This is a genomic window from uncultured Winogradskyella sp. (genome assembly GCF_947496485.1).
Taxonomy (GTDB): domain Bacteria; phylum Bacteroidota; class Bacteroidia; order Flavobacteriales; family Flavobacteriaceae; genus Winogradskyella.
The window spans coordinates 93,160-114,011 of the sequence record NZ_CANMCZ010000002.1 but is presented as its reverse complement, the minus strand read 5'-3'; the positions used below and the strand labels follow the sequence as shown (position 1 = coordinate 114,011).

18 protein-coding genes and 1 other RNA gene are annotated in these 20,852 nt (G+C 32.9%); 10 read left to right on the top strand and 9 right to left on the bottom strand.

What is annotated here, in order from left to right:
- Positions 1 to 7: 7 nt before the first annotated feature.
- Positions 8 to 226: a hypothetical protein gene (locus Q0822_RS08355; protein WP_299122477.1), complete on the bottom strand. Its 219-nt coding sequence runs from the start codon at positions 224 to 226 to the stop codon at positions 8 to 10.
- Between the two features lie 184 nt (positions 227 to 410).
- Between Q0822_RS08355 and nhaC the strand changes: the two genes are divergently transcribed.
- Positions 411 to 1,877 carry a Na+/H+ antiporter NhaC gene (gene nhaC, locus Q0822_RS08350; protein ID WP_299122475.1) on the top strand — a complete coding sequence of 489 codons (1,467 nt, stop codon included), beginning with the start codon at positions 411 to 413 and terminating at the stop codon, positions 1,875 to 1,877.
- Positions 1,878 to 1,943: 66 nt separating this feature from the next.
- On the opposite strand, the gene katG is transcribed toward nhaC, so the two are convergent.
- Entirely contained in the window at positions 1,944 to 4,160 is a 2,217-nt protein-coding gene (katG, locus tag Q0822_RS08345) for a catalase/peroxidase HPI (protein ID WP_299122474.1), read from the bottom strand.
- Between the two features lie 283 nt (positions 4,161 to 4,443).
- Between katG and Q0822_RS08340 the strand changes: the two genes are divergently transcribed.
- Positions 4,444 to 5,160, top strand: coding sequence for a hypothetical protein (locus Q0822_RS08340; protein WP_366125103.1), 717 nt, complete (start codon positions 4,444 to 4,446; stop codon positions 5,158 to 5,160).
- Positions 5,161 to 5,225: 65 nt separating this feature from the next.
- A complete protein-coding gene (locus Q0822_RS08335; RefSeq protein WP_299122471.1) occupies positions 5,226 to 5,468 on the top strand; it encodes a DUF2007 domain-containing protein in 243 nt (80 codons plus the stop codon).
- 98 nt (positions 5,469 to 5,566) lie between these two features.
- Here Q0822_RS08335 and Q0822_RS08330 read toward each other — a convergent pair whose 3' ends face one another.
- Positions 5,567 to 7,192, bottom strand: a complete 1,626-nt coding sequence (locus Q0822_RS08330; protein WP_299122469.1) for an ABC-F family ATP-binding cassette domain-containing protein — start codon at positions 7,190 to 7,192, stop codon at positions 5,567 to 5,569.
- 189 nt (positions 7,193 to 7,381) lie between these two features.
- Here Q0822_RS08330 and Q0822_RS08325 point away from each other — a divergent pair, with 189 nt between their 5' ends.
- Positions 7,382 to 8,815 carry a hypothetical protein gene (locus Q0822_RS08325; protein ID WP_299122468.1) on the top strand — a complete coding sequence of 478 codons (1,434 nt, stop codon included), beginning with the start codon at positions 7,382 to 7,384 and terminating at the stop codon, positions 8,813 to 8,815.
- Between the two features lie 17 nt (positions 8,816 to 8,832).
- Here the strand turns inward: Q0822_RS08325 and fsa are convergent, their stop codons facing one another.
- From fsa to ffs, 4 genes are all read right to left on the bottom strand, one after another.
- Complete coding sequence (gene fsa, locus Q0822_RS08320; RefSeq protein ID WP_299122466.1) at positions 8,833 to 9,486, bottom strand: fructose-6-phosphate aldolase; 654 nt, start codon at positions 9,484 to 9,486, stop codon at positions 8,833 to 8,835.
- Between the two features lie 97 nt (positions 9,487 to 9,583).
- Complete coding sequence (locus Q0822_RS08315) at positions 9,584 to 9,997, bottom strand: hypothetical protein (protein WP_299122465.1); 414 nt, start codon at positions 9,995 to 9,997, stop codon at positions 9,584 to 9,586.
- 46 nt (positions 9,998 to 10,043) lie between these two features.
- Positions 10,044 to 10,847, bottom strand: coding sequence for an SDR family oxidoreductase (locus tag Q0822_RS08310; protein ID WP_299122463.1), 804 nt, complete (start codon positions 10,845 to 10,847; stop codon positions 10,044 to 10,046).
- 57 nt (positions 10,848 to 10,904) lie between these two features.
- Positions 10,905 to 11,003, bottom strand: an RNA gene (ffs, locus tag Q0822_RS08305) — signal recognition particle sRNA small type.
- Between the two features lie 102 nt (positions 11,004 to 11,105).
- On the opposite strand from ffs, the gene Q0822_RS08300 reads away from it, so the two are divergent.
- From Q0822_RS08300 to Q0822_RS08280, 5 genes are all read left to right on the top strand, one after another.
- On the top strand, positions 11,106 to 12,134 hold the full coding sequence (locus Q0822_RS08300) for a glutaminyl-peptide cyclotransferase (RefSeq protein ID WP_299122462.1): 1,029 nt from the start codon (positions 11,106 to 11,108) through the stop codon (positions 12,132 to 12,134).
- A gap of 12 nt (positions 12,135 to 12,146) precedes the next feature.
- Entirely contained in the window at positions 12,147 to 12,536 is a 390-nt protein-coding gene (locus Q0822_RS08295) for a thioesterase family protein (RefSeq protein WP_299122460.1), read from the top strand.
- 82 nt (positions 12,537 to 12,618) lie between these two features.
- Entirely contained in the window at positions 12,619 to 13,383 is a 765-nt protein-coding gene (locus Q0822_RS08290; protein WP_299122459.1) for a hypothetical protein, read from the top strand.
- Between the two features lie 120 nt (positions 13,384 to 13,503).
- Positions 13,504 to 15,078 (top strand): hypothetical protein, encoded by a 1,575-nt coding sequence (locus Q0822_RS08285; RefSeq protein ID WP_299122457.1) that lies wholly within the window; start codon positions 13,504 to 13,506, stop codon positions 15,076 to 15,078.
- Positions 15,079 to 15,418: 340 nt separating this feature from the next.
- Positions 15,419 to 16,279, top strand: coding sequence for an alpha/beta fold hydrolase (locus tag Q0822_RS08280; protein ID WP_299122456.1), 861 nt, complete (start codon positions 15,419 to 15,421; stop codon positions 16,277 to 16,279).
- 79 nt (positions 16,280 to 16,358) lie between these two features.
- Here Q0822_RS08280 and glyA read toward each other — a convergent pair whose 3' ends face one another.
- A complete protein-coding gene (gene glyA, locus Q0822_RS08275; RefSeq protein WP_299122454.1) occupies positions 16,359 to 17,633 on the bottom strand; it encodes a serine hydroxymethyltransferase in 1,275 nt (424 codons plus the stop codon).
- Between the two features lie 113 nt (positions 17,634 to 17,746).
- Between glyA and fahA the strand changes: the two genes are divergently transcribed.
- On the top strand, positions 17,747 to 19,039 hold the full coding sequence (fahA, locus tag Q0822_RS08270) for a fumarylacetoacetase (RefSeq protein WP_299122453.1): 1,293 nt from the start codon (positions 17,747 to 17,749) through the stop codon (positions 19,037 to 19,039).
- Positions 19,040 to 19,097: 58 nt separating this feature from the next.
- Here the strand turns inward: fahA and Q0822_RS08265 are convergent, their stop codons facing one another.
- A complete protein-coding gene (locus tag Q0822_RS08265; RefSeq protein ID WP_299122451.1) occupies positions 19,098 to 20,783 on the bottom strand; it encodes an RluA family pseudouridine synthase in 1,686 nt (561 codons plus the stop codon).
- Between the last annotated feature and the right edge of the window lie 69 nt (positions 20,784 to 20,852).

Here is a 20,852-nt window from a genome sequence, read left to right as displayed (position 1 = left end):
AAGAACTTTATTCAAGTTGTGATTTGTAATCAGAAATAAATTTTGTGTTTCTAATAACTTCGCGTTGTAAACTTTCCTTTAAGTTTTGTATATCTAGAATTCGTTTGTCATTACCTAAATTTTTGCTATCTAACTCTAAAATGAATAAATAATTTAAGGTATGAAGATTTCTTCGCAATTGCCTTTTATGTTTTTTAAGGTCAGATTTAAAAGTTGAAGTTTCCAAATTTCAATATGATTTAGGGTTTTAGCACAAGCACTTTATTGACTATAAATATGACGCACAGATAGTTACGCTGGTCACAAGTTTTCGATGAATGACCTGTTTTTTTAACAAATGGAAATTGACGAGCTCTTAATTTGCTATAAAAAAGAGATTATTGTAACATTACAAAACTAAATTAACCAAGATGCAAGACGACGAAAATATCTCTGAAGTAAAAATAAAAGATCAAAAAATCATTGACAATAAAGAGCTTAATATTTATGAAGCTCTTGTACCAGTAGTAATTTTGATGGGTTTATTAGCGTATAATATCTTCTTTGCAGGTGGTGAAATGTTAGGAGAATATTCCAATCAATATATTTTATTAATCGGTGGTTTAGTTGCTTTTATTGATGGTATGGTAAATAAAGTTACTCCAATAGTCATGCTTAAAGAAATTTGGGAAAACCTAAAAAGTGTTTTTATTCCTATAATGATTTTATTTCTAGTTGGTGCACTAGCGGGAACTTGGTTAATTAGTGGTGTGATTCCCGCAATGGTTTATTATGGATTACAGGTTTTAAGTCCAGAAATATTTTTGCCTGCTTCAGTTATTATTGCAGCAGTTATATCTATTGCTACAGGAAGTTCTTGGACAACCTCAGCAACCGTTGGTATAGCTTTAGTTGGAATAGGCACAGCTCTAGGAATCAATCCAGGAATGATTGCTGGTGCTGTTATCTCTGGTGCCTATTTTGGAGATAAAATGTCACCATTGAGTGATACTACAAATTTGGCTCCCGCTATGGCTGGGACAGATTTATTTACGCATATAAAATATATGGCATTTACAACAGTACCAACAATTATAGTAACTCTAATTGTATTCGGAATTATTAGCGCAACAATAGAACCTACTGGAAATGCAGATATAAGCAACCTATTGGCCTCTATAGATAATACATTTAATATTACACCTTGGTTATTTTTGGTTCCTGCAGCAGTAATTATTCTCATATTATTAAAAGCAAAGCCTTTATTTGCTCTTGCATCTGGAGTTATACTAGCTGCAATTTTTGCTATTATATTTCAACCTGAAGTTTTAAAAAGTCTTTCAGATTCCAATTTTTCTGCAATCTCAAATTCAATTATAACAGATACGTCAATAGCAACTGATAATGAAAAACTAAATGATTTATTCTCTTCTGGAGGTATGAAAGGTATGATGTGGACGATATTTCTAATCGTTTGTGCTATGGTATTTGGTGGCATCATGGATGGTATTGGAGCTTTAGCCAGAATTACTAAAGCATTACTTTCAGTAGCTACAACAGTATTTGGATTATTTGCAAGTACAGTTATTAGTTGTTTGGGTTTAAATACTATTGCATCAGATCAATATTTAGCCATTGTTATACCTGGTAAGATGTTTAAAAAAGCTTTTGAAGACAAAGGTCTTGCTCCTGAAAACTTAAGTAGAACTCTTGAAGACTCAGGCACAGTAACTTCTGTTCTCATTCCTTGGAATACTTGCGGCGCATACCAAAGTGGAGTCTTAGGTGTTGGCGTGGCAGAATACTTTTTCTATGCCATTTTTAATTGGCTTAGTCCTTTTACTACATTATTGTTTGCTGCATTTAGAATAAAAATTAGAATGCTTCGAGGCAAGTAGAAAATTGTAACATAAAAAAGCCTACTCAATGAATAGGCTTTTTTTTATTATAATCCAGTACCTAAATTATTTTAAATCAAAACGATCTAAGTTCATTACTTTAGTCCATGCGGCTACAAAATCGTTTACAAAACGTTCTTCACCATCATTTGCTCCATAAATTTCGCAAACGGCTCTTAATTCTGTATTAGAACCGAAAATTAGATCTGCTCTTGTTGCAGAGAATTTCATAGCACCTGTCTTGCGGTCGCGACCTATAAACTCTTTATCTTCTGACGTTGCAGCTTTCCAAGTTATAGATAAGTCTAAGAGATTGGCAAAGAAGTCGTTTGTTAAACATCCTACATTATCCGTAAAAACACCATGATTAGATCCATCATAATTAGCTCCTAAAACACGCATTCCACCAACAATCACTGTCATCTCTGGAATTGATAACGACATCAGATTTGCTTTATCTATCAACAAGTCTTCTGCAGCAATGTCTAAATTAGGATTCTGATAATTTCTAAATCCATCACCTACTGGCTTTAGATAATTGAATTGCTCAATATCAGTTTGATCTTGCGATGCATCTCCTCTACCTTGAGTAAAAGGTACTTCAATTGCATGACCTGCATTTCTGGCAGCTTCTTCTACAGCGGCTGTACCAGCTAAAACAATTAAGTCAGCCATAGAAATGGTACCACTAAATTCATTCTGAATACTTTCTAAGACATTTAAAACCTTATTCAACTCTTCTGGGTTATTTACTTTCCAGCTTCGCTGTGGCTCTAAACGTACACGTGCGCCGTTTGCTCCACCTCTTTTATCTGAGTCTCTGTATGTTGATGCAGAAGCCCAAGCGGTTTTTACTAATTCAGAAATTGACAATTCTGAAGCTAATATCATTTTCTTCAAGCTAGAAATATCTGAATCACTTAAAGTATAATTTACCTTCGGAATTGGATCTTGCCATATTAATTGCTCTTTTGGTACTTCTGGACCCAAATAGCGATCTATTGGCCCCATATCTCTATGCGTTAGTTTATACCAAGCTCTAGCAAATGCATCTTCAAATGCTTTATGGTCTTTATGGAAACGTTTTGAGATTTCTAGATATGCAGGATCTGTTTTTAATGCAATATCTGCAGTTGTCATCATCAAGGCTTGTTTACCACTAGCATCTCCTGCTTTAGGAGCCATTCTTGCATTAGACTCAGCAGTTGGTGTCCATTGATGTGCACCAGCAGGACTCTTAGTTAATTCCCAATCATAATTTAATAAAACCTCGAAATAATCAGCATCCCATTTTGTAGGATTTGGAGTCCATGCACCTTCTATACCACTTGTGATGACATCATCTAAAACACCTGTGTTATAAGAATTTTTCCAACCCATACTCATTTGCTCTATTGGAGCACCATGAGGTTCTACACCTACATATTGGTTAGGATCTGCAGCGCCATGGGCTTTTCCGAAGGTGTGTCCACCAGCAACAAGAGCCACAGTTTCTTCGTCATTCATAGCCATACGACCAAAAGTTTCTCTAACATCGTGTGCAGAACCTAAAGGATCTGGATTTCCATTAGGTCCTTCTGGATTTACATATATCCATCCCATCATAACTGCAGCAAGAGGATCTTCTAAATCTCTATTTGCATCATAACGTTCTTCGTTAGCTCCCCATTCTGTTTCGCTTCCCCAATATACGTCTTGCTCTGGTTCCCAGATATCCTCACGACCACCAGCAAAACCAAATGTTGGGAATCCCATAGACTCTAAAGCACAATTACCAGCTAAAATCATTAAATCTGCCCAAGACACTTTTCTGCCATATTTCTTTTTTATTGGCCATAACAATAATCTCGCTTTGTCTAAGTTTCCATTATCTGGCCAACTATTAATTGGTGCAAAACGTTGATTGCCAGTACCTGCACCACCTCGTCCATCACCTACTCTGTAAGTACCTGCACTGTGCCATGCCATTCGTATCATAAATCCACCATAGTGCCCATAATCTGCTGGCCACCAATCTTGTGAGTCAGTCATTAAGTCAATGACATCTTGCTTCAATTCTGAATAATTAACGCTTTTAAATGCTTCTGCATAATCAAAATCATCACCTAAAGGATCGTTTTTTGCAGCATGTTGTCTTAGAATGTTTAATTTTAACTCATTAGGCCACCAATCTCTATTTCTAACACCACCTCCACCAACAGTCTTTTGTTTACCGCTTAGAAAAGGGCACTTACTAGCATCACTATTATTAATTTCAAAAGATTCTGTGTTTTTATTATCCATATTATATTGTAGTTTTAATTAAATATTTCCCCAAAGCATAAATTTAAAAAATATTGAGGTAGCATTAAAGACTAAACATCGTTTTAACTTATATTTTAATAACTAAAAGCTATATCGACGCTAGTATTAATAATTAAATCAAATTTATTGACGTGTAGTTAGAAGTTTTGTTTAATGAAAACTTAAAAAAAGGAGTGAATAATGACATAATATTAAACACAAATGTTAAAGACTTGTCTATCATAATTTTACTTTTTAATTTTAAAACAAAAATGCCATGTTAATGAAAAGGACTAACATTGAAGAGAAGTTATTACGATTAAAGAAAAAAGAGAAAACAGAAAACGATATTTTAAGTCAAGTCAAAAAAATTCTAAACGAAAATGATGCTGCGGATACTCGTATTTTAGAGACAATTCAAAACTCAAATAATTATACAGATTCGAATGACTTTGAATTTGATTTGCTTAAAACAAAAAATATCTTTCATATTGACCAAATAAAGACAATTTGTATCAATTATCGGCTACGTTTTTTAGATACCAAATATTTTAAAGGCGAACTGCCTTATGAAGCCATTTCTAAAATTAAACAACTTGAAAAAGATCACAATACTGAATTAAAAGGTTTCAAAATTATAGCACCTTCTAAACTTTTTAAACTCGAAAATGCAGATGACCCTCTCCTTTTTGCCCCAATTGGTAATGGCTATTACTACCTTGTTCACAAATGGGGTAATGATTTAAGTCCATTTAGAAAGCTACTGATGTGGCCATATAAAAGTTTTAGTAACCTCATCATGACTACTTTATTTGTTAGTCTGATTGCTACAGCACTATTTCCGGAAGGGATTTTTTCTAATAAACCAAACTCAGCTCAAGCTGGCATGATATTCTTCTTTATGTTTAAAGCTATTGCCGCTATGGTTCTTTACTATGGTTTTGCTGCTGGAAAGAATTTTAATACAGCTATTTGGGATAGTAAATATTTTAATGCCTGATAAATATCTTGTAACATTTCTTAAAATTTCGTAACTTATAGTTGTAATTAAAATTTCAATAAGTTATGAGCGATACAGAATACACTAAAGTATATCAAGGCAATTTTATCTTAGTTACTCGTGTTAAAAATGAGTTAGAACGTCTTGGTATAATTCCCATAATAAAAGATGAAGGCGAGTCTCAACGTTTAGCTGGATATGGATCTATGAACCAAGGTTTCCAAGAAATCTTTGTTCATAATGATGAGCTAGACAAAGCTATCGCCATCGTAGAACAGATTAAGACTGAAATGGAGGCATCTGAATAATTTGACTTTTTCATAAAACAAAATATTGACAATTACCTAAAATAAAAATGCTGATATTTAAATATCAGCATTTTTATTTTTTAACAAGCATGAAACCTTTAAACCGTCACTCCATACATCTTCTCACGCTGTTCTTTAATCTTTTTATCATTCATGTACTCATCAAAAGTCATGTAACGATCTATAACTCCATTTGGTGTTAATTCTATGATTCTGTTACCAACAGTTTGCGCAAACTCATGATCGTGAGTTGTTAAAAGTACCGTTCCTTTGAAGTTCTTTAATGAGTTGTTAAATGCAGTGATACTTTCTAAGTCTAAATGGTTTGTAGGTTCATCTAACATTAAAACGTTAGCTCTAATCATCATCATACGACTGAGCATGCAGCGCACTTTTTCACCACCTGATAAAACATCGGATGTTTTTAAAGCTTCTTCTCCACTAAAAATCATCTTTCCAAGGAAACCTCTTATAAAAACTTCCTCTCGTTCCTCTTCCGTTGTTGCCCACTGACGTAACCAATCCACAAGTGATAATTTATTATTAAAATATTCACTGTTATCTAAAGGTAAATACGATTGATTTGTTGTTACTCCCCAAGCATATTTGCCTGAATCGGCTTTTTCTTTTCCATTAATAATTTGATAAAATGCCGTTGTCGCTCTAGAGTCTTTAGAGTAAACAACTACTTTATCGCCTTTAGCTAAATTGATATCAATATCTTTGAATAACACTTCTCCATCTAAGCTTGCGGATAGCTTTTCGATATTTAAAATCTGATCACCAGCTTCTCGCTCACGCTCAAAAATAATAGCAGGATAACGACGACTAGACCTCTTAATATCAGCTATATTCAATTTTTCAATCATTTTCTTTCTACTGGTTGCCTGCTTAGACTTTGCAACGTTAGCAGAGAAACGACGGATAAATTCTTCTAATTCTTTTTTCTTTTCTTCAGCTTTTTTGTTTTGCTGTGCATGCTGTTTCGCTGCTAACTGAGAAGACTCATACCAAAAAGTATAGTTACCAGAGAAATGATTAATCTTTCCGAAGTCAATATCTGAGATGTGTGTGCAAACCGCATCTAAGAAGTGTCTATCGTGAGAGACGACAATCACACAATTATCATAGTTCGCTAGGAAGTTCTCTAACCAAGAAATAGTTTCGTAATCTAAATCATTAGTAGGCTCATCCATGATTAATAAATCTGGATTGCCGAACAAAGCTTGTGCTAATAACACACGGACTTTTTGTTTACCATCTAAATCTTTCATTAAAGTATAATGATGCTCTTCTTTAATACCAAGATTGGATAACATAGCCGCAGCATCACTATCTGCATTCCAACCATTCATTTCCTCAAATTCCACCTGAAGTTCTCCAATTTTTTCAGCATTTTCATCAGTATAATCAGCATAAAGTGCATCAATTTCAGATTTCAACTTGTACAAAGGTTTATTTCCTTTTAAAACTGTTTCCAACACCGTGTCTTCATCGTGCTTATTGTGATTCTGCTCTAACACAGACATACGCTTACCAGGCTCTAAATGCACACTACCAGAAGTTGGATCCATTTTACCAGCAATAATCTTCAAAAATGTAGATTTTCCCGCACCATTAGCACCGATAATTCCGTAGCAATTACCATTATTAAATGTGGTATTTACCTCGTCAAAAAGTACACGTTTTCCGAATTGAACAGAAAGGTTAGAAACTGATAACATATCTTATATATTTTTAGCTGTTTTTTGAGGGTGCAAAAATAGAAAATTAATGCGATTGAGCGAAATAAATAGTCACTATAACAAGATTTAACGAGGTATTAACAAGACTTCATCATTCCAACACATACTTTTGTTTTGTTAATTACAATGAAAACTTATTTGATTTATAAATATTTGATATGTTTTACAATGATTGCCTCAATTACCTTAGGATGTAATTCTAATGGTGATAAGTCGGATTACGCATTCATTGGTGGCGAAATAATCAATCCAAAGAACAATAGTGTAATTCTTTACAACACTAAAGGTAAAGTTGCTGATACTTTTGTTTTAGATGCCAACAACAGGTTTATTCACAAAATTACAAATCTACAATCAGGACTTTACTCTATAAGACATGGTGGCGAATATCAAATGGTACTTTTAGAGCCTTATGACAGCATAATGTTTCGATTGAATACTTATGATTTTGACGAATCTTTAGTATTCACAGGTAAAGGTGCGAAAAAGAACAATTATCTTATCAAAACTTATATTGCTAACGAAAAAGAAGAAGAAAAATTAAGTAGTTATGCACAAAAGGAACCTGAAGATTTTAATGCTTTCATAGAAAAAAGAACTATAAAGCGATTAAACGAATTTCATTCATTTTTAGAACATAACGATGCTGTAGGAACTCCCTTTTTTAAATCTGTTATAGAGGCTAATATTAACTATAATGCTTATGCAGATAAAGAAATTTATCCTTTTGCCTACTACGGGAATAACAAACTTACACATATTAAAGATTTACCAGAAGATTTTTATACGTATAGAAATTCTGTTGATTACAATGCAAATCATTTAAGTAATTTCTTTTCTTACAACCGGTTTTTATCATCTCACATAGAAAACTTAGCAACACATGCCTATTATGATAACAATCCTTATCATAGTAAATTTGACAGGCACGCTATAGATTATAATAAATCTAAACTTGATTTAATAGACAGCCTCATTACAGATAAAACTATAAAAAACAATCTTCTAAAATATAAGGCCATTGATTATATAAGTCACAATCATACTGAAGCAGACGCTAATGATCTTTTTAATTATTATTTAACCAAGAGTACTAATGAAGATGATAAAGTATATATGAAGGAGTTGGTATCTAACCTAAAATTACTAAGACGCGGTAACCCCTTACCTAATTTAACTGTAGTAAATTATAATGATTCTGAACACCTTTTAAATTCTATAATAAATAAACCCACCATCATATATTTTTGGTCTTCAAATTACAAGTCACAGTATCGAAATAGCCATTATATGGTAAAAAAACTAAAATCAGTTTTTCCTGACATGGATTTTATATCAATAAATTTGAACGATAATGATGATAAATACTGGAAAAAAATCATAGATAACTACGACTTCTCTAATCAGAATGAATTTAAGTTTAAAGATTCAAAAGCTTCCCGAAAGACATTAGCTGTAAGCTATTTAAACAAAGCTATTGTTGTAGATGAAAACAGCATCATTCTTCACCCTAATGTAAATATTTATAGTTCTAACTTTCATGATACTCTTGAAGAATTACTACAAAAAAAGCACCTTGTAGCTAAACAAGATGCTCTTTAATCTATTCTAAAATTTATTTAGTTTCCTTTTTTATAATCTGCTAAGAATTTTTCTAAACCTATATCTGTTAAAGGATGTTTAAGTAATCCAGTAATTGAACTTAATGGACCAGTCATTACATCTGCGCCTAACTTTGCACAATCTATAACATGCATTGTATGACGAACAGAAGCTGCCAATATTTGAGTATCGAAAGCATAATTATCGTATATATGACGAATCTCTGCTATAAGATTCAATCCATCAGTAGAAATATCATCTAAACGCCCAATAAATGGAGATACGTAAGTGGCACCTGCTTTTGCAGCTAACAATGCCTGACCAGGAGAAAATACTAAAGTAACATTGGTTTTAATACCTCTATCCGAAAAATATTTACAAGCTTTAATACCATCTTTAATCATTGGCAACTTAATTACAATCTGATCATGCAACTCAGCTAAAGCCTCACCTTCTCTTACCATACCATCAAAATCTGTAGAAATGACTTCTGCAGAAACGTCTCCATCAACAATGTTACAGATGTCTACATAATGTTTTAAAATATTGTTTGTACCAGTAATGCCTTCTTTAGCCATTAACGATGGATTTGTAGTTACACCATCTAAAATACCCATATCTTGAGCTTCTTTTATTTGCTCTAAATTGGCTGTATCAATAAAAAATTTCATCTAAATATAAATTTGAATTGTTGTGTTTTTAGTTGTCGCGAATTTACAACTTTAAGGTTCTTTTATATTACTCTTTTCTCAGAATATATTAACAATATTAATCGATTATAATAGTAAACTCTTTTGAAGTAGAATATGAACATAGAGAATCTTCATATTCTCCAGAATCCTCATCGTAATACTCAGGCGGATCTACGTAAAGATGAATGGTAAAAGTAAAAGTTCCTGAAACTAGTGGCGTGCCTTCTATTGAAAGTGTTCTATAATTAGCATAAGTTTGCAAGCCCTCTGGCAAATCATCATAGATCTCGTAAGTATATCCATAATCATCATCGCGAGGTTCATTCTTTATTTCTGAAGTAAACTCCTCATAATAATAGTTATTCACATAACCTACACCAAAAGATTTGTCAGGTATTTCTGGTCTTTTATTAAAGATACATTCTATAATATCCTCACAACCAAAGAGTAAAAAACAAAATAAAAATGGGAGTAGTTTAAGTGATTTCATAATAGCTAAATTTGAAGATGATACCTCAAATAGTATACCACTTTTGCTATAATTTATAATGATTCATCAATAACTTCTCATAAACTTTATCTGGAAGTATACGTTTTAAAACAATTGAGAACTTTTGCATAAAAACACCAACCTTGTAATGTACTTTAGGCTTTTTAGTTTCAATAATTTTAAAGATAGCATCTGCCATTTGTTGCGGGTCACTACCTTCATCTACATGGTCATCCATCATCTTTAAACTATTACTATAGTTTCCCTTATAAGGTGAATCATCTAAAACCGGAGCATGATAACGACCAGCTGCAATATTTGTAGCAAAATCACCTGGTGCAACATTAGTCATTTCAATATTAAAATCTTTCAGCTCCATTCTAAAGGCTTCTGTAACTAATTCTAATGCACCTTTACTTGCACTATAAATACCACGATAAGGCAAACCCATATAGCCAGCAATTGAGGTCACATTTATTATTAGTCCCGATTTTTGGGAACGCATAGCTGGTAGAACCGCTTTTATGACATTGATTGGACCAAAAAAATTGGTTTCAAAATTTAGCTTTATTTCAGCATCCGGAATTTCTTCTATTGGACCTGTAATACCAGATCCTGCATTATTTATAAGAACATCGATTTTAGATTCGCGATTTAAAACGTTATCAATACATCTAGAAATAGTATCTGGTTTTGTAACATCTAAAGCAACAATAGGAAATTTACTTTCTGGATAATTTAAAGGATTGCGGCTAGTGCCATAGACTTTAAATCCTTTAGACTGAAGGTACTCGCCTACCGATTTCCCAATTCCTGAAGATCCACCTGTTATTAAAACGACTTTAGACATTTTGCTGAAGAATTATAGTACCAAAATACAAATTTATAGGAGACTTTTGGGTACAAAAAAAGGCAAGCTACCTACATCACACCGCTACGACCGCGTACCTTTGCTACGTTCCCGTCCTGGAGGATTAAGCAGGAGCTGGTTGTGTAGGACTTGCCCTGCGGCAAAGATACAACCTTTTAAAACTTTCACAATGATTTATATGCAGATTTTTAAACTGAATTTTATTTTAATAACTTGCTCAAAAATCAGAGATACGTTATGCAATTATCTAAATATATCATTGTCATTTGTTTAAGCCTATTTTTAATCAATTGTGGTGACACTAATACTTCAAAACAAACTAGTTTAGCTATAAATACTAACTTAAAATCTGCTATGTTAGGTGATACCTTAAAATTGTCTGTTAACAATCCTAAAAAATTGAATATTAAAGAGGTTAGTTATCAATTAAATGGAGAAACGGTTGATGAAAACTATGTATTAAATGCAATAACTTTAGGTGAAAAAACCATTACAGCTACTGTGAAATATGACGATAATACAGAAATCATATCCAAATCAATAAAAATATATAATAATATAATTCCGTCTTACTATAAATATGAAGTAGTTAATACCTATCCTCACGATATCACTTCCTATACACAAGGCTTAGAATTCCATAACGGTGAGTTGTATGAAAGTACAGGTCAAAAAGGTGAATCTAAATTGCGTAAAGTGAATTTTGAAACTGGTGAGGTACTAAAAAACATCAATTTAGAGGATAAGTATTTTGGTGAAGGTCTCACAGTACTGAATGACAAAATCTATCAACTTACATGGCGAGCCAATACAGGTTTTGTTTATGACGTCAATACATTTGAAAAATTAAGCACTTTCGATTACGGAACAAGTAAAGAAGGTTGGGGAATTTGCAATGATGGTGAAACGCTCTTTAAATCTGATGGTACAGAAAAAATCTGGTTACTCAACCCAGATAATCTTTTTGAAAAAAGCCATATTGAGGTTTACACTGAAAAAGGAAAAATACCTAGTCTTAACGAACTCGAGTGGATTGATGGTAAAATATTTGCCAACATCTACCAGAAGAATGGTGTTGTTATTATTAATCCCAAAACTGGCGGTGTAGAAGGTGTTATTGATTTTAAACCGCTTAGAAAGCTAGTAAAACAACATCCTGATTTAGATGTACTTAACGGCATAGCATATCATCCTGAACGCAAAACAATTTTTGTGACAGGTAAAAACTGGGACAAGCTATTTGAGGTTACAATAAAGAAACAATAACCTAGCTCAAAAGTGCAAATATTCAAAAAAACCATTACAGTTTCAAAGGAGGATATAGATGATCTTAACCATGTAAACAATGTGCGTTATGTACAATGGGTTCAGGATATCGCTAAAGAGCATTGGCTTACTTATGCTTCTGAAGAAATTTTAGAAAGATATTCCTGGTTTTTAGTGAATCATTTTATTGAGTATAAAAGTCAGGCTTTGCTCGGTGATAAACTACTTCTAAAAACCTACGTTCCAAAAGTTGAAGGTGTCAGTACCACAAGACATGTAGAAATTATAAACCCCAAAACAAATCAACTCATTGTAAAGTCTAAAGCCAAATGGTGCTTAATTGATTCTAAAACGCAGCGACCAACTCGTATTGTACCTGAAATAGCTGAGCTTTTCAATTAACATTTTATTAGGTTAAAGTTTTTTTAATGTCTAGATTGTTTTCAATTGAAATTCTTTTCTTTAACGCATCAATCAACTAACCATGCGTCTATTACTTTTATTTATAGTTTTAATCTGCTTCTCCCTATCCCTAGATGCACAAACCTTAAAAGGGAAAGTTTATGATTCTACATCGACAGTAAAAAACATAAAAGTATTTAACGAAACACAGAATAGAGTTACTGCTACAAACAGTGAAGGCAACTTTAGCATTATTGCAAAGGTTAATGACACTATTCTATTTGAATCGGTATTTTACCATCCAAAAGCCGTAGTTCTAAAACCTTACCATTTTGATGATATTGCTGTTTTCGAACTCAAAAAAATTGTGAGTGAACTCGATGAAGTAGAAGTTAGAGCAGAACCTGAACAGCCCGTTTTTGAAGTGGAAAACTATAATATTGAACTTCAAAATTTAATAAAAGAGGACATTAAAAATAATCCTCAAAGATATCAACCAGAACAAGCAAATTATGGTGTAAATTTCTTAGCTGTTATAGATTTAGTCGCTAAGCTTTTAAAGAAGAAAAAGTATAAATTACCAAACTATCAACCAATTACATATACTCAAATGGATTCTTTGTTTGATAAGAGTTCGTTCTTTAATAAGCGCTTGGTAACTGAGGACTTAAAAATACCTGAAGATAAAGTACACTTATTTTATGATTTTTGTGCAGCTAAACAAATAAGCTCAGAATTGCTTAAAGAACAAAAAAAGATGCAATTTTTGGAAGAATTGGTTTTAAATAGTCAGCTATTTTTAATTTTACTAGAAGAGTATGGTTCAGAAAACATAAAAAAAGATTAGCCTTATTCTTTTTCATTCCTGCCTTAAAAAGAATAACAAGCTTCTTATAAATTATACCAATCTATAATAAATCCTAACTTCAAAAGTTATATTTTTAAGCATTAATTACATTTATCTCATATGAAGCGATTGCTATCATTTTTACTTTGTTTTGGAATTTTAGTCTTTTGGAGTTCTTGTCGTAATGATTTTGAATTTTCACCAAGCACAGGAAACTTAGAATTTGCAAAGGATACCGTTTACTTAGATACGGTTTTTACAAATATTGGTTCTAGCACTTACAACTTAAAAGTTTATAATCGTAGTAATGATGATATTGTTATCCCAACGATTCAGTTAGAAAACGGAGTCAATTCATTTTACAGAATGAATGTTGATGGTGGTACTGGAGACGTTGGTACACCACGAGAAGGCAAATTCTTTGAAGATGTAGAACTTTTAGCAAACGATAGCTTATTTATATTTATTGAGACAACTATTAATATTGAAACACTTTCAAATTCTGATATACAATTTTTATATACGGATAAAATCCTCTTTGATGCAGGAAGTAATCAACAAGATGTTGACTTAGTCACTTTAGTGAAAGATGCTGTTTTTATTTATCCTAATAGAGATGCCACAACAGGACTTGTAGAAACCTTAACCTTTGATGTAGATGGTGATGGAAATGATGACGAAACAACACTACAAGGTCGCTTTTTAGAAGACGATGAGCTTACTTTTACTAGCGAAAAACCTTATGTTATCTATGGTTATGCAGGAGTAAATGCTGGTAAGACTCTAACAATGGAAGCTGGAGCGCGTGTTCATTTTCACGCAGATTCTGGTATCATTGTAACCAATAATGGAACACTAAATATAAATGGCGCGTTAAGTAGTGATCAAGAGGTTTTAGAAAACGAAGTAATTTTAGAAAGTGATCGATTAGAACCACTTTATACAGATGTTCCTGGTCAATGGGGAACTATTTGGTTGTTTAACGGAAGTGTAAACAACACCATCAACTATGCAACAATAAGAAATGCAACCATTGGGATTTTATCAGAAGGAAATCAGGATGCAACAAATGATAAATTAACAATAACAAATTCGCAAATATATAATGCAAGCAGTTTCGGGATTTTAGGAAGAGCGACTTCTATCGCAGCAGAAAATGTTGTCATAAACAACTGTGGACAATCTTCCTTTGCTGGCACCCTTGGAGGAAAATATAACTTTACACATTGCACTATCGCTAATTATTGGAACAGTAGCTTTAGACAATTCCCTTCACTTCTATTAAATGATTTTGTGCTTGATGAAAACGGAATACCTGTCGTTAATGATTTAACAGAAGCTAATTTTACCAATTGTATTATATATGGAAATGATAATCCTGAATTTTTATTAGAGAATGAAGGATCAGTATTTAACTTTAAGTTTACCAATTGCTTATTACGTTTCGACAACAGTAATATAGAAGGTACAGGAAACTATGTATTTGACGATACTGATTTTTATGTTGATAATATTTTTAACCTAGATCCAGATTTTGAAGATGCAAACGAAAACTTAATGCGTATTGGTGAGGCTTCTGGTGCAAACGGTATAGCACTGCCATTAATCCCAGCTGGATTTGATTTATTAAATACTCCACGTAATTCCTCTTCTTCAGATTCTGGAGCTTATCAGAGTGTTGTTTTAGAGGATTAGTAAAGAATTAAATCAATGAGTAAAAACTTAAATTATTCGAAATTTATACTTGAGTTATTAAAGTACCTCTGGTTATTCTTTAATATTTCATTAGCACTTATTTATATTTTAGCTTTAATTAATAAAATATTTAGATCGGATTTCAAACTTTTATCTACAACTAATTTTATTGTAATTGGTCTCATTTTATTAGTCTCAATAGGTCTTAATTATTTATGGCTTTTTAAAAAAGAGAAAAGCCCTTCAAATTAAATATATATTGAAAAAGCAAAGGGCAAAACTAATCAAACGTATTTTATTATTTGCGATAGTTCTTGGAATATTATTAGTTCATTTTTTCGTGCCTAGACTAATCTCAGAAATCAGAAATCCTGTAGTTAGCTTAATAAAAAGAAATCGGAATGTTAATCATCAAATAGTCTCATATAACAATCCAAAATTAAAACAAAAAGACTTTTTCTTCAGTTCATTCGATAATCTCAAACTATCTGCTCAAATATCATATTCGTCTGCAGACTCTGTGAAAGGAACAATTATATTATTACATGGTATTAGGTCAGATAAATACCAATTTAAAAATGCTATCCAATTTCTATCTGAGAATGGATATAATTCTGTAGGACTCGATTCCAGAGCTCATGGAAAAAGTGAAGGTGACTTCTGTACATTTGGAGTCAGAGAAAAAAGAGATATTAAAACTCTGATTGATTATTTATCTGAAAAAGAAAACCTACACCATTTTGGAATTTGGGGCCAGTCATTAGGTGGAGCAATTGGTTTGCAAGCTATGGGCTATGACAAAAGAATTAAATTTGGAATTATAGAAAGTACTTTTTCAGATTTTAAATCCATTGTAAATGATTATTTTGACTTACATGCTGGTTTCAGTTATTATCCTTTCTCTAATTACTTAGTTAACAGAACTGGTGAAATCGCAGGATTTGACCCAAATGACGCAAAACCTATAAAATATTGCAAGTCCATTACTCAACCAATTTTATTAGTACATGGTAATCTTGATAAGCGAATTAATATTAAATACGGAAGAGAAAATTTTTCAGTAATACCAAGTAAGAATAAACAATTTATTGAAATTGATTCTGCTAATCACGCAAATGTTTGGAAGGTTGGAGGTCAAAAGTATTTTGACAATGTTTTAAAGTTTATGTACCAACAACAAAATAAAAACCCTTCAAACTAAATTGAAAGGCTTTATATTTTTGTGATGCTGAACTTGTTTAGCTACGTTGAACCTCCGATTTCAGCATCTCAATAAATAGTTACGCGTTAAACAATGGTCGTCCACCCATTAATGTATTTACTTTTTCAGCAACACCTTCTAAAACGGTTTCATTGTCGTGATTCATCAATACTTCATCAATTAAATCAACCACATAAGCCATATCTGTTTCTTTTAATCCTCTGGTCGTAATTGCTGGTGTACCAACTCTAATTCCTGAAGTTACAAACGGAGATTCTGTATCAAACGGTACCATATTTTTATTTACTGTAATATCTGCTTTTACTAAAGCATTTTCAGCATCTTTACCTGTAATATTCTTGTTTCTGAGGTCAATCAACATCATATGATTATCTGTTCCACCAGAAATTAAATTATAATCTTTTGCAACAAAAGCCTTTGCCATAGCATCCGCATTGTGCTTTACTTGCAACATGTAATGCATAAACTCATCTGTCAATGCTTCACCAAAAGCAATCGCTTTAGCAGCAATAATATGCTCTAAAGGTCCGCCTTGATTTCCTGGAAACACTCCAGAATCTAATAGGCCTGACATCTTACGTAACTTCCCACTTTTAAGCGTGATTCCAAATGGGTTATCTATATTTTCGCCCATCATAATCATGCCACCTCTTGGACCTCTCAAAGTCTTATGAGTTGTCGTAGTAACAATATGACAATGCGGCATTGGATCGTTTAAAATACCTTTAGCAATTAATCCAGCAGGATGTGAAATATCAGCTAATAAAACTGCACCAACACTATCAGCAACTTCTCTAAACTTTGCAAAATCTATATCGCGAGAATACGCAGAAGCACCAGCGATAATTAACTTTGGTTTTTCCTTTTGTGCTTGGTCGGCCAACATATCATAATCAATGTAGCCAGTATCTTTCTTTACACCGTAAAATGTAGGACGATATAATTTCCCTGAAAAATTAACAGGAGAGCCATGAGTTAAATGACCTCCATGAGACAAATCAAAACCAAGAATAGTATCACCTGGGTTCAAACAGGCATGAAACACTGCTGTATTGGCCTGACTACCAGAATGTGGTTGAACATTAGCATAAGCAGCACCGAATAAGGTTTTAGCACGCTCAATAGCAATATTCTCTACTTCATCAACCACTTCACAACCTCCATAATAGCGCTTACCAGGATATCCTTCAGCATATTTATTAGTTAATACAGAACCAGCAGCTTCCATAACTTGGTCGCTAACAAAATTCTCTGAAGCAATCAATTCTATACCATCAGTTTGGCGTTCTTTTTCAGCTTGTATGAGTTCAAAAATTTGTTCGTCGCGTTGCATAAATATTATCTTATGTTAAATGAGCGTCAAAAATACGAATTACATTAGTTTTAATATCAAAATTTATGTAGGTTTGAATAGAAATTAATGAACATTTAATCAACAACAGCATTATGCCATTATCAGCCAATAACCCAAATAGAACGTCTTGGTTATACGTTAATAAGTATTCTGATTTTCCAATTCAGAATATTCCATTTGGTGTATTCCTTACTAGAGAGGATATAATTACCATCGGAACACGGATTGGAGATACAGCCATTGACCTCGGAGCATTACATCAGCTAGGTTATTTTAAGGGTATTCCACTTACAGATGATATATTCCTTCAAGATTCATTGAATGATTTTATTGCTGATGGAAGAAAAACTTGGCGAGCTGTAAGAAATCGTGTCGCTGAAATTTTTGATGCCAATAATGAAACACTTAAAAATAACACTAAACATAAAGAAATTATTTGCTTTAGACTCGATGAGATAGAAATGCAAATGCCAGTACATGTTGGTGACTATACAGATTTCTATGCCAGTAAAGAGCATGCTACAAACGTAGGTTCTATGTTTAGAGACCCAGAAAATGCTTTATTGCCAAATTGGGTGCATATGCCAGTTGGTTATCATGGTAGAAGTTCTTCTATTATCACTACACATATACCTGTTAACAGACCGCAAGGACAAACCATGCCAGAAGGTGCCAAAGCACCAGTATTTGGCCCAAGTCAATTAGTAGATTTTGAATTAGAGATGGCTTTCATTACTACTGATGCCAATGATTTAGGTGAGTCAATTCCTGTTGAGGAAGCTGAAGAATATATCTTTGGCTTAGTATTATTCAATGATTGGTCTGCTCGCGATATTCAGAAATGGGAATACGTACCTTTAGGGCCATTCTTAGGAAAAAGTTTTGCGTCTTCAATGTCGCCTTGGATTGTAACTTTAGATGCCTTAGAACCTTTTAGAGTAGACAGTCCTAAGCAAGACCCAAAACCTTTGCCATACTTACAAACCAAAGGAAAAAAGAGCTTTGATATTCAATTAGAAGTTGGCATTCAACCAAAAGGTGGCAAAGAAACTACGGTCTGTAGATCTAACTTTAAATATATGTATTGGAATATGGCACAGCAATTAGCACATCATACTGTTAATGGATGTCCTGTAAATTCTGGTGATATGATGGGAAGTGGTACGATTTCTGGTCCAACACCAGATTCTTACGGATCGATGTTAGAATTGTCTTGGAAAGGTACTAAGCCACTCAAAATGAAAGATGGCACTGAACGTAAGTTCATCAATGATTACGATACGGTAGTTATGAGAGGACATTGTGAAAATGATGATGTACGTATTGGATTCGGACAAGTAAAAACACAGTTGTTACCTGTTTTTAATCCTAAGAAAAAGAAATAAAGAACTTACTTTAAATAAAAATAAAAGCTCATAATTATAAATTATGAGCTTTTATTTTTTAAAAAGGTGCATTACAACTAAAACTCACCCACTCTCGTTTCACAGGATGCTCAAAACTTAATGTCTCTGCATGTAGATGTAGACGATTAGCGACAGTTCCATATAAATCATCACCAACTATAGGAGTATTCAATCCTTTATGATGTGCTACATGCACTCTCAACTGATGTGTTCGCCCAGTGATAGGAAATAAATAAATTCTAGTTTTATTGTTCTTTACTTCTACAACCTCATATTCAGTTTGAGCTAGTTTTCCATGTTCATAACAAACTAATTGTCGTGGTCTATTATTTAAATCCACACGAAGGGGTAAATCTATAATTCCTGATTTTGAATCTAAAGGACCATCTAATAAAGCTACATAACGCTTTTTTATGGTTCTATTTATAAATTGTTTCTGTATGTTTTTATGTGTTCTTTCATTCTTAGCAACCAATAATAAACCAGATGTTGACATATCTAAACGATGCAGTAACAAAGGCCCTGTTGCATTTGGCAAATACTCTTGCATTCTGGTTAAAACAGAATCCTTTATGGTTTTTCCTGGTACTGATAAAAACTCATGCGGTTTATTTAAAACTAACAAAAAATCATCTTCATAAATGATATCTAATTCACCTTTAAAAACACCAGCGGTTTCAATGGGATTTGCTTCAACATCCAAACCTTGCATCATATGGTCCAAAATAGGTTCACATCGACCTCTGCAAGATGGATAGAATTGGCCATGTTTTCGCACCTCAGCTGTTGGCGAAATTCCCCAATAAAATTCTGCCATAGCAATGGGCTTAAAATTATGCTCATATGCATACTGAAATAATTTAGGTGCAGCACATTCGCCAGCTGCTGCAGGCGGATGTCCTAAATCAGTTGTTTTAAAAATATCAATTAAGTCTTTGTTTTCACCTTTTGCATTTAAGAATTGATAGTGTTCATGAATTTGTTTTTGCAAACTTGCAGAAAGCTTTTTTCGTTCAAGTTTCAAAGCTTCAATAGGTTTTATGAGTTTGGTGAAATTAGTTTCTGCTAATTTCACCTTAGCTTCAAGATTTAATTTTAAGTATTTTAAATCAATATTACTTTGAATACTTTTTTGTTTTAAGTCTTCAAAAAACGATGCTTTTTCTTCATCTGAGAATTTAAGCTCTGCTTCTACTCTTAGTGCTTTTCGTTTTCGTTTATCTGCCTTTGTGTTTTGTTTAAAATCTTCAAGCTTTTTAATACGTTCTCGCTCAAGGTTTTCTCGCTTTAGTTTAGCTTTCGCTAATTCTGGATTTTGTTCTAATCTTTCTATTTCAGCATTCAAGCTATTTAAATAGGCTTCATTTTGTTTGTAAAATCCATCTTTATTGAGTGTATCATAAATTGGTGGTACAAACCCTTCTATATGATTACTTTCAGCTAATTTTCCTGAAAATGCTGTTATATAGCCTAATTGCCCTTTAATGGTTTCAACAATCATAACTCCAAACATTTTCCCAATTTTCAGACCTTCTTTTGTTACGTCTAAACCAAAGTTATGTTCAAAATCAGTTTGAGAGTTGAGATATGCTTTTACCTCATCAGCAGCCTCGATACAGAGTGGATGTGGTGTGTAATAAAACGGATAGGTAAATTGTTTCGGAAGTGCTTCCGAAGGATTCAATTTCATGGGATGAAAACAACCGTTTTCCTTATTAAACATATGCTTTTTATTGATTGGCAAAGAAACGAAAAACTACTTTGGCATCATAATTGGATTTACATACCAATA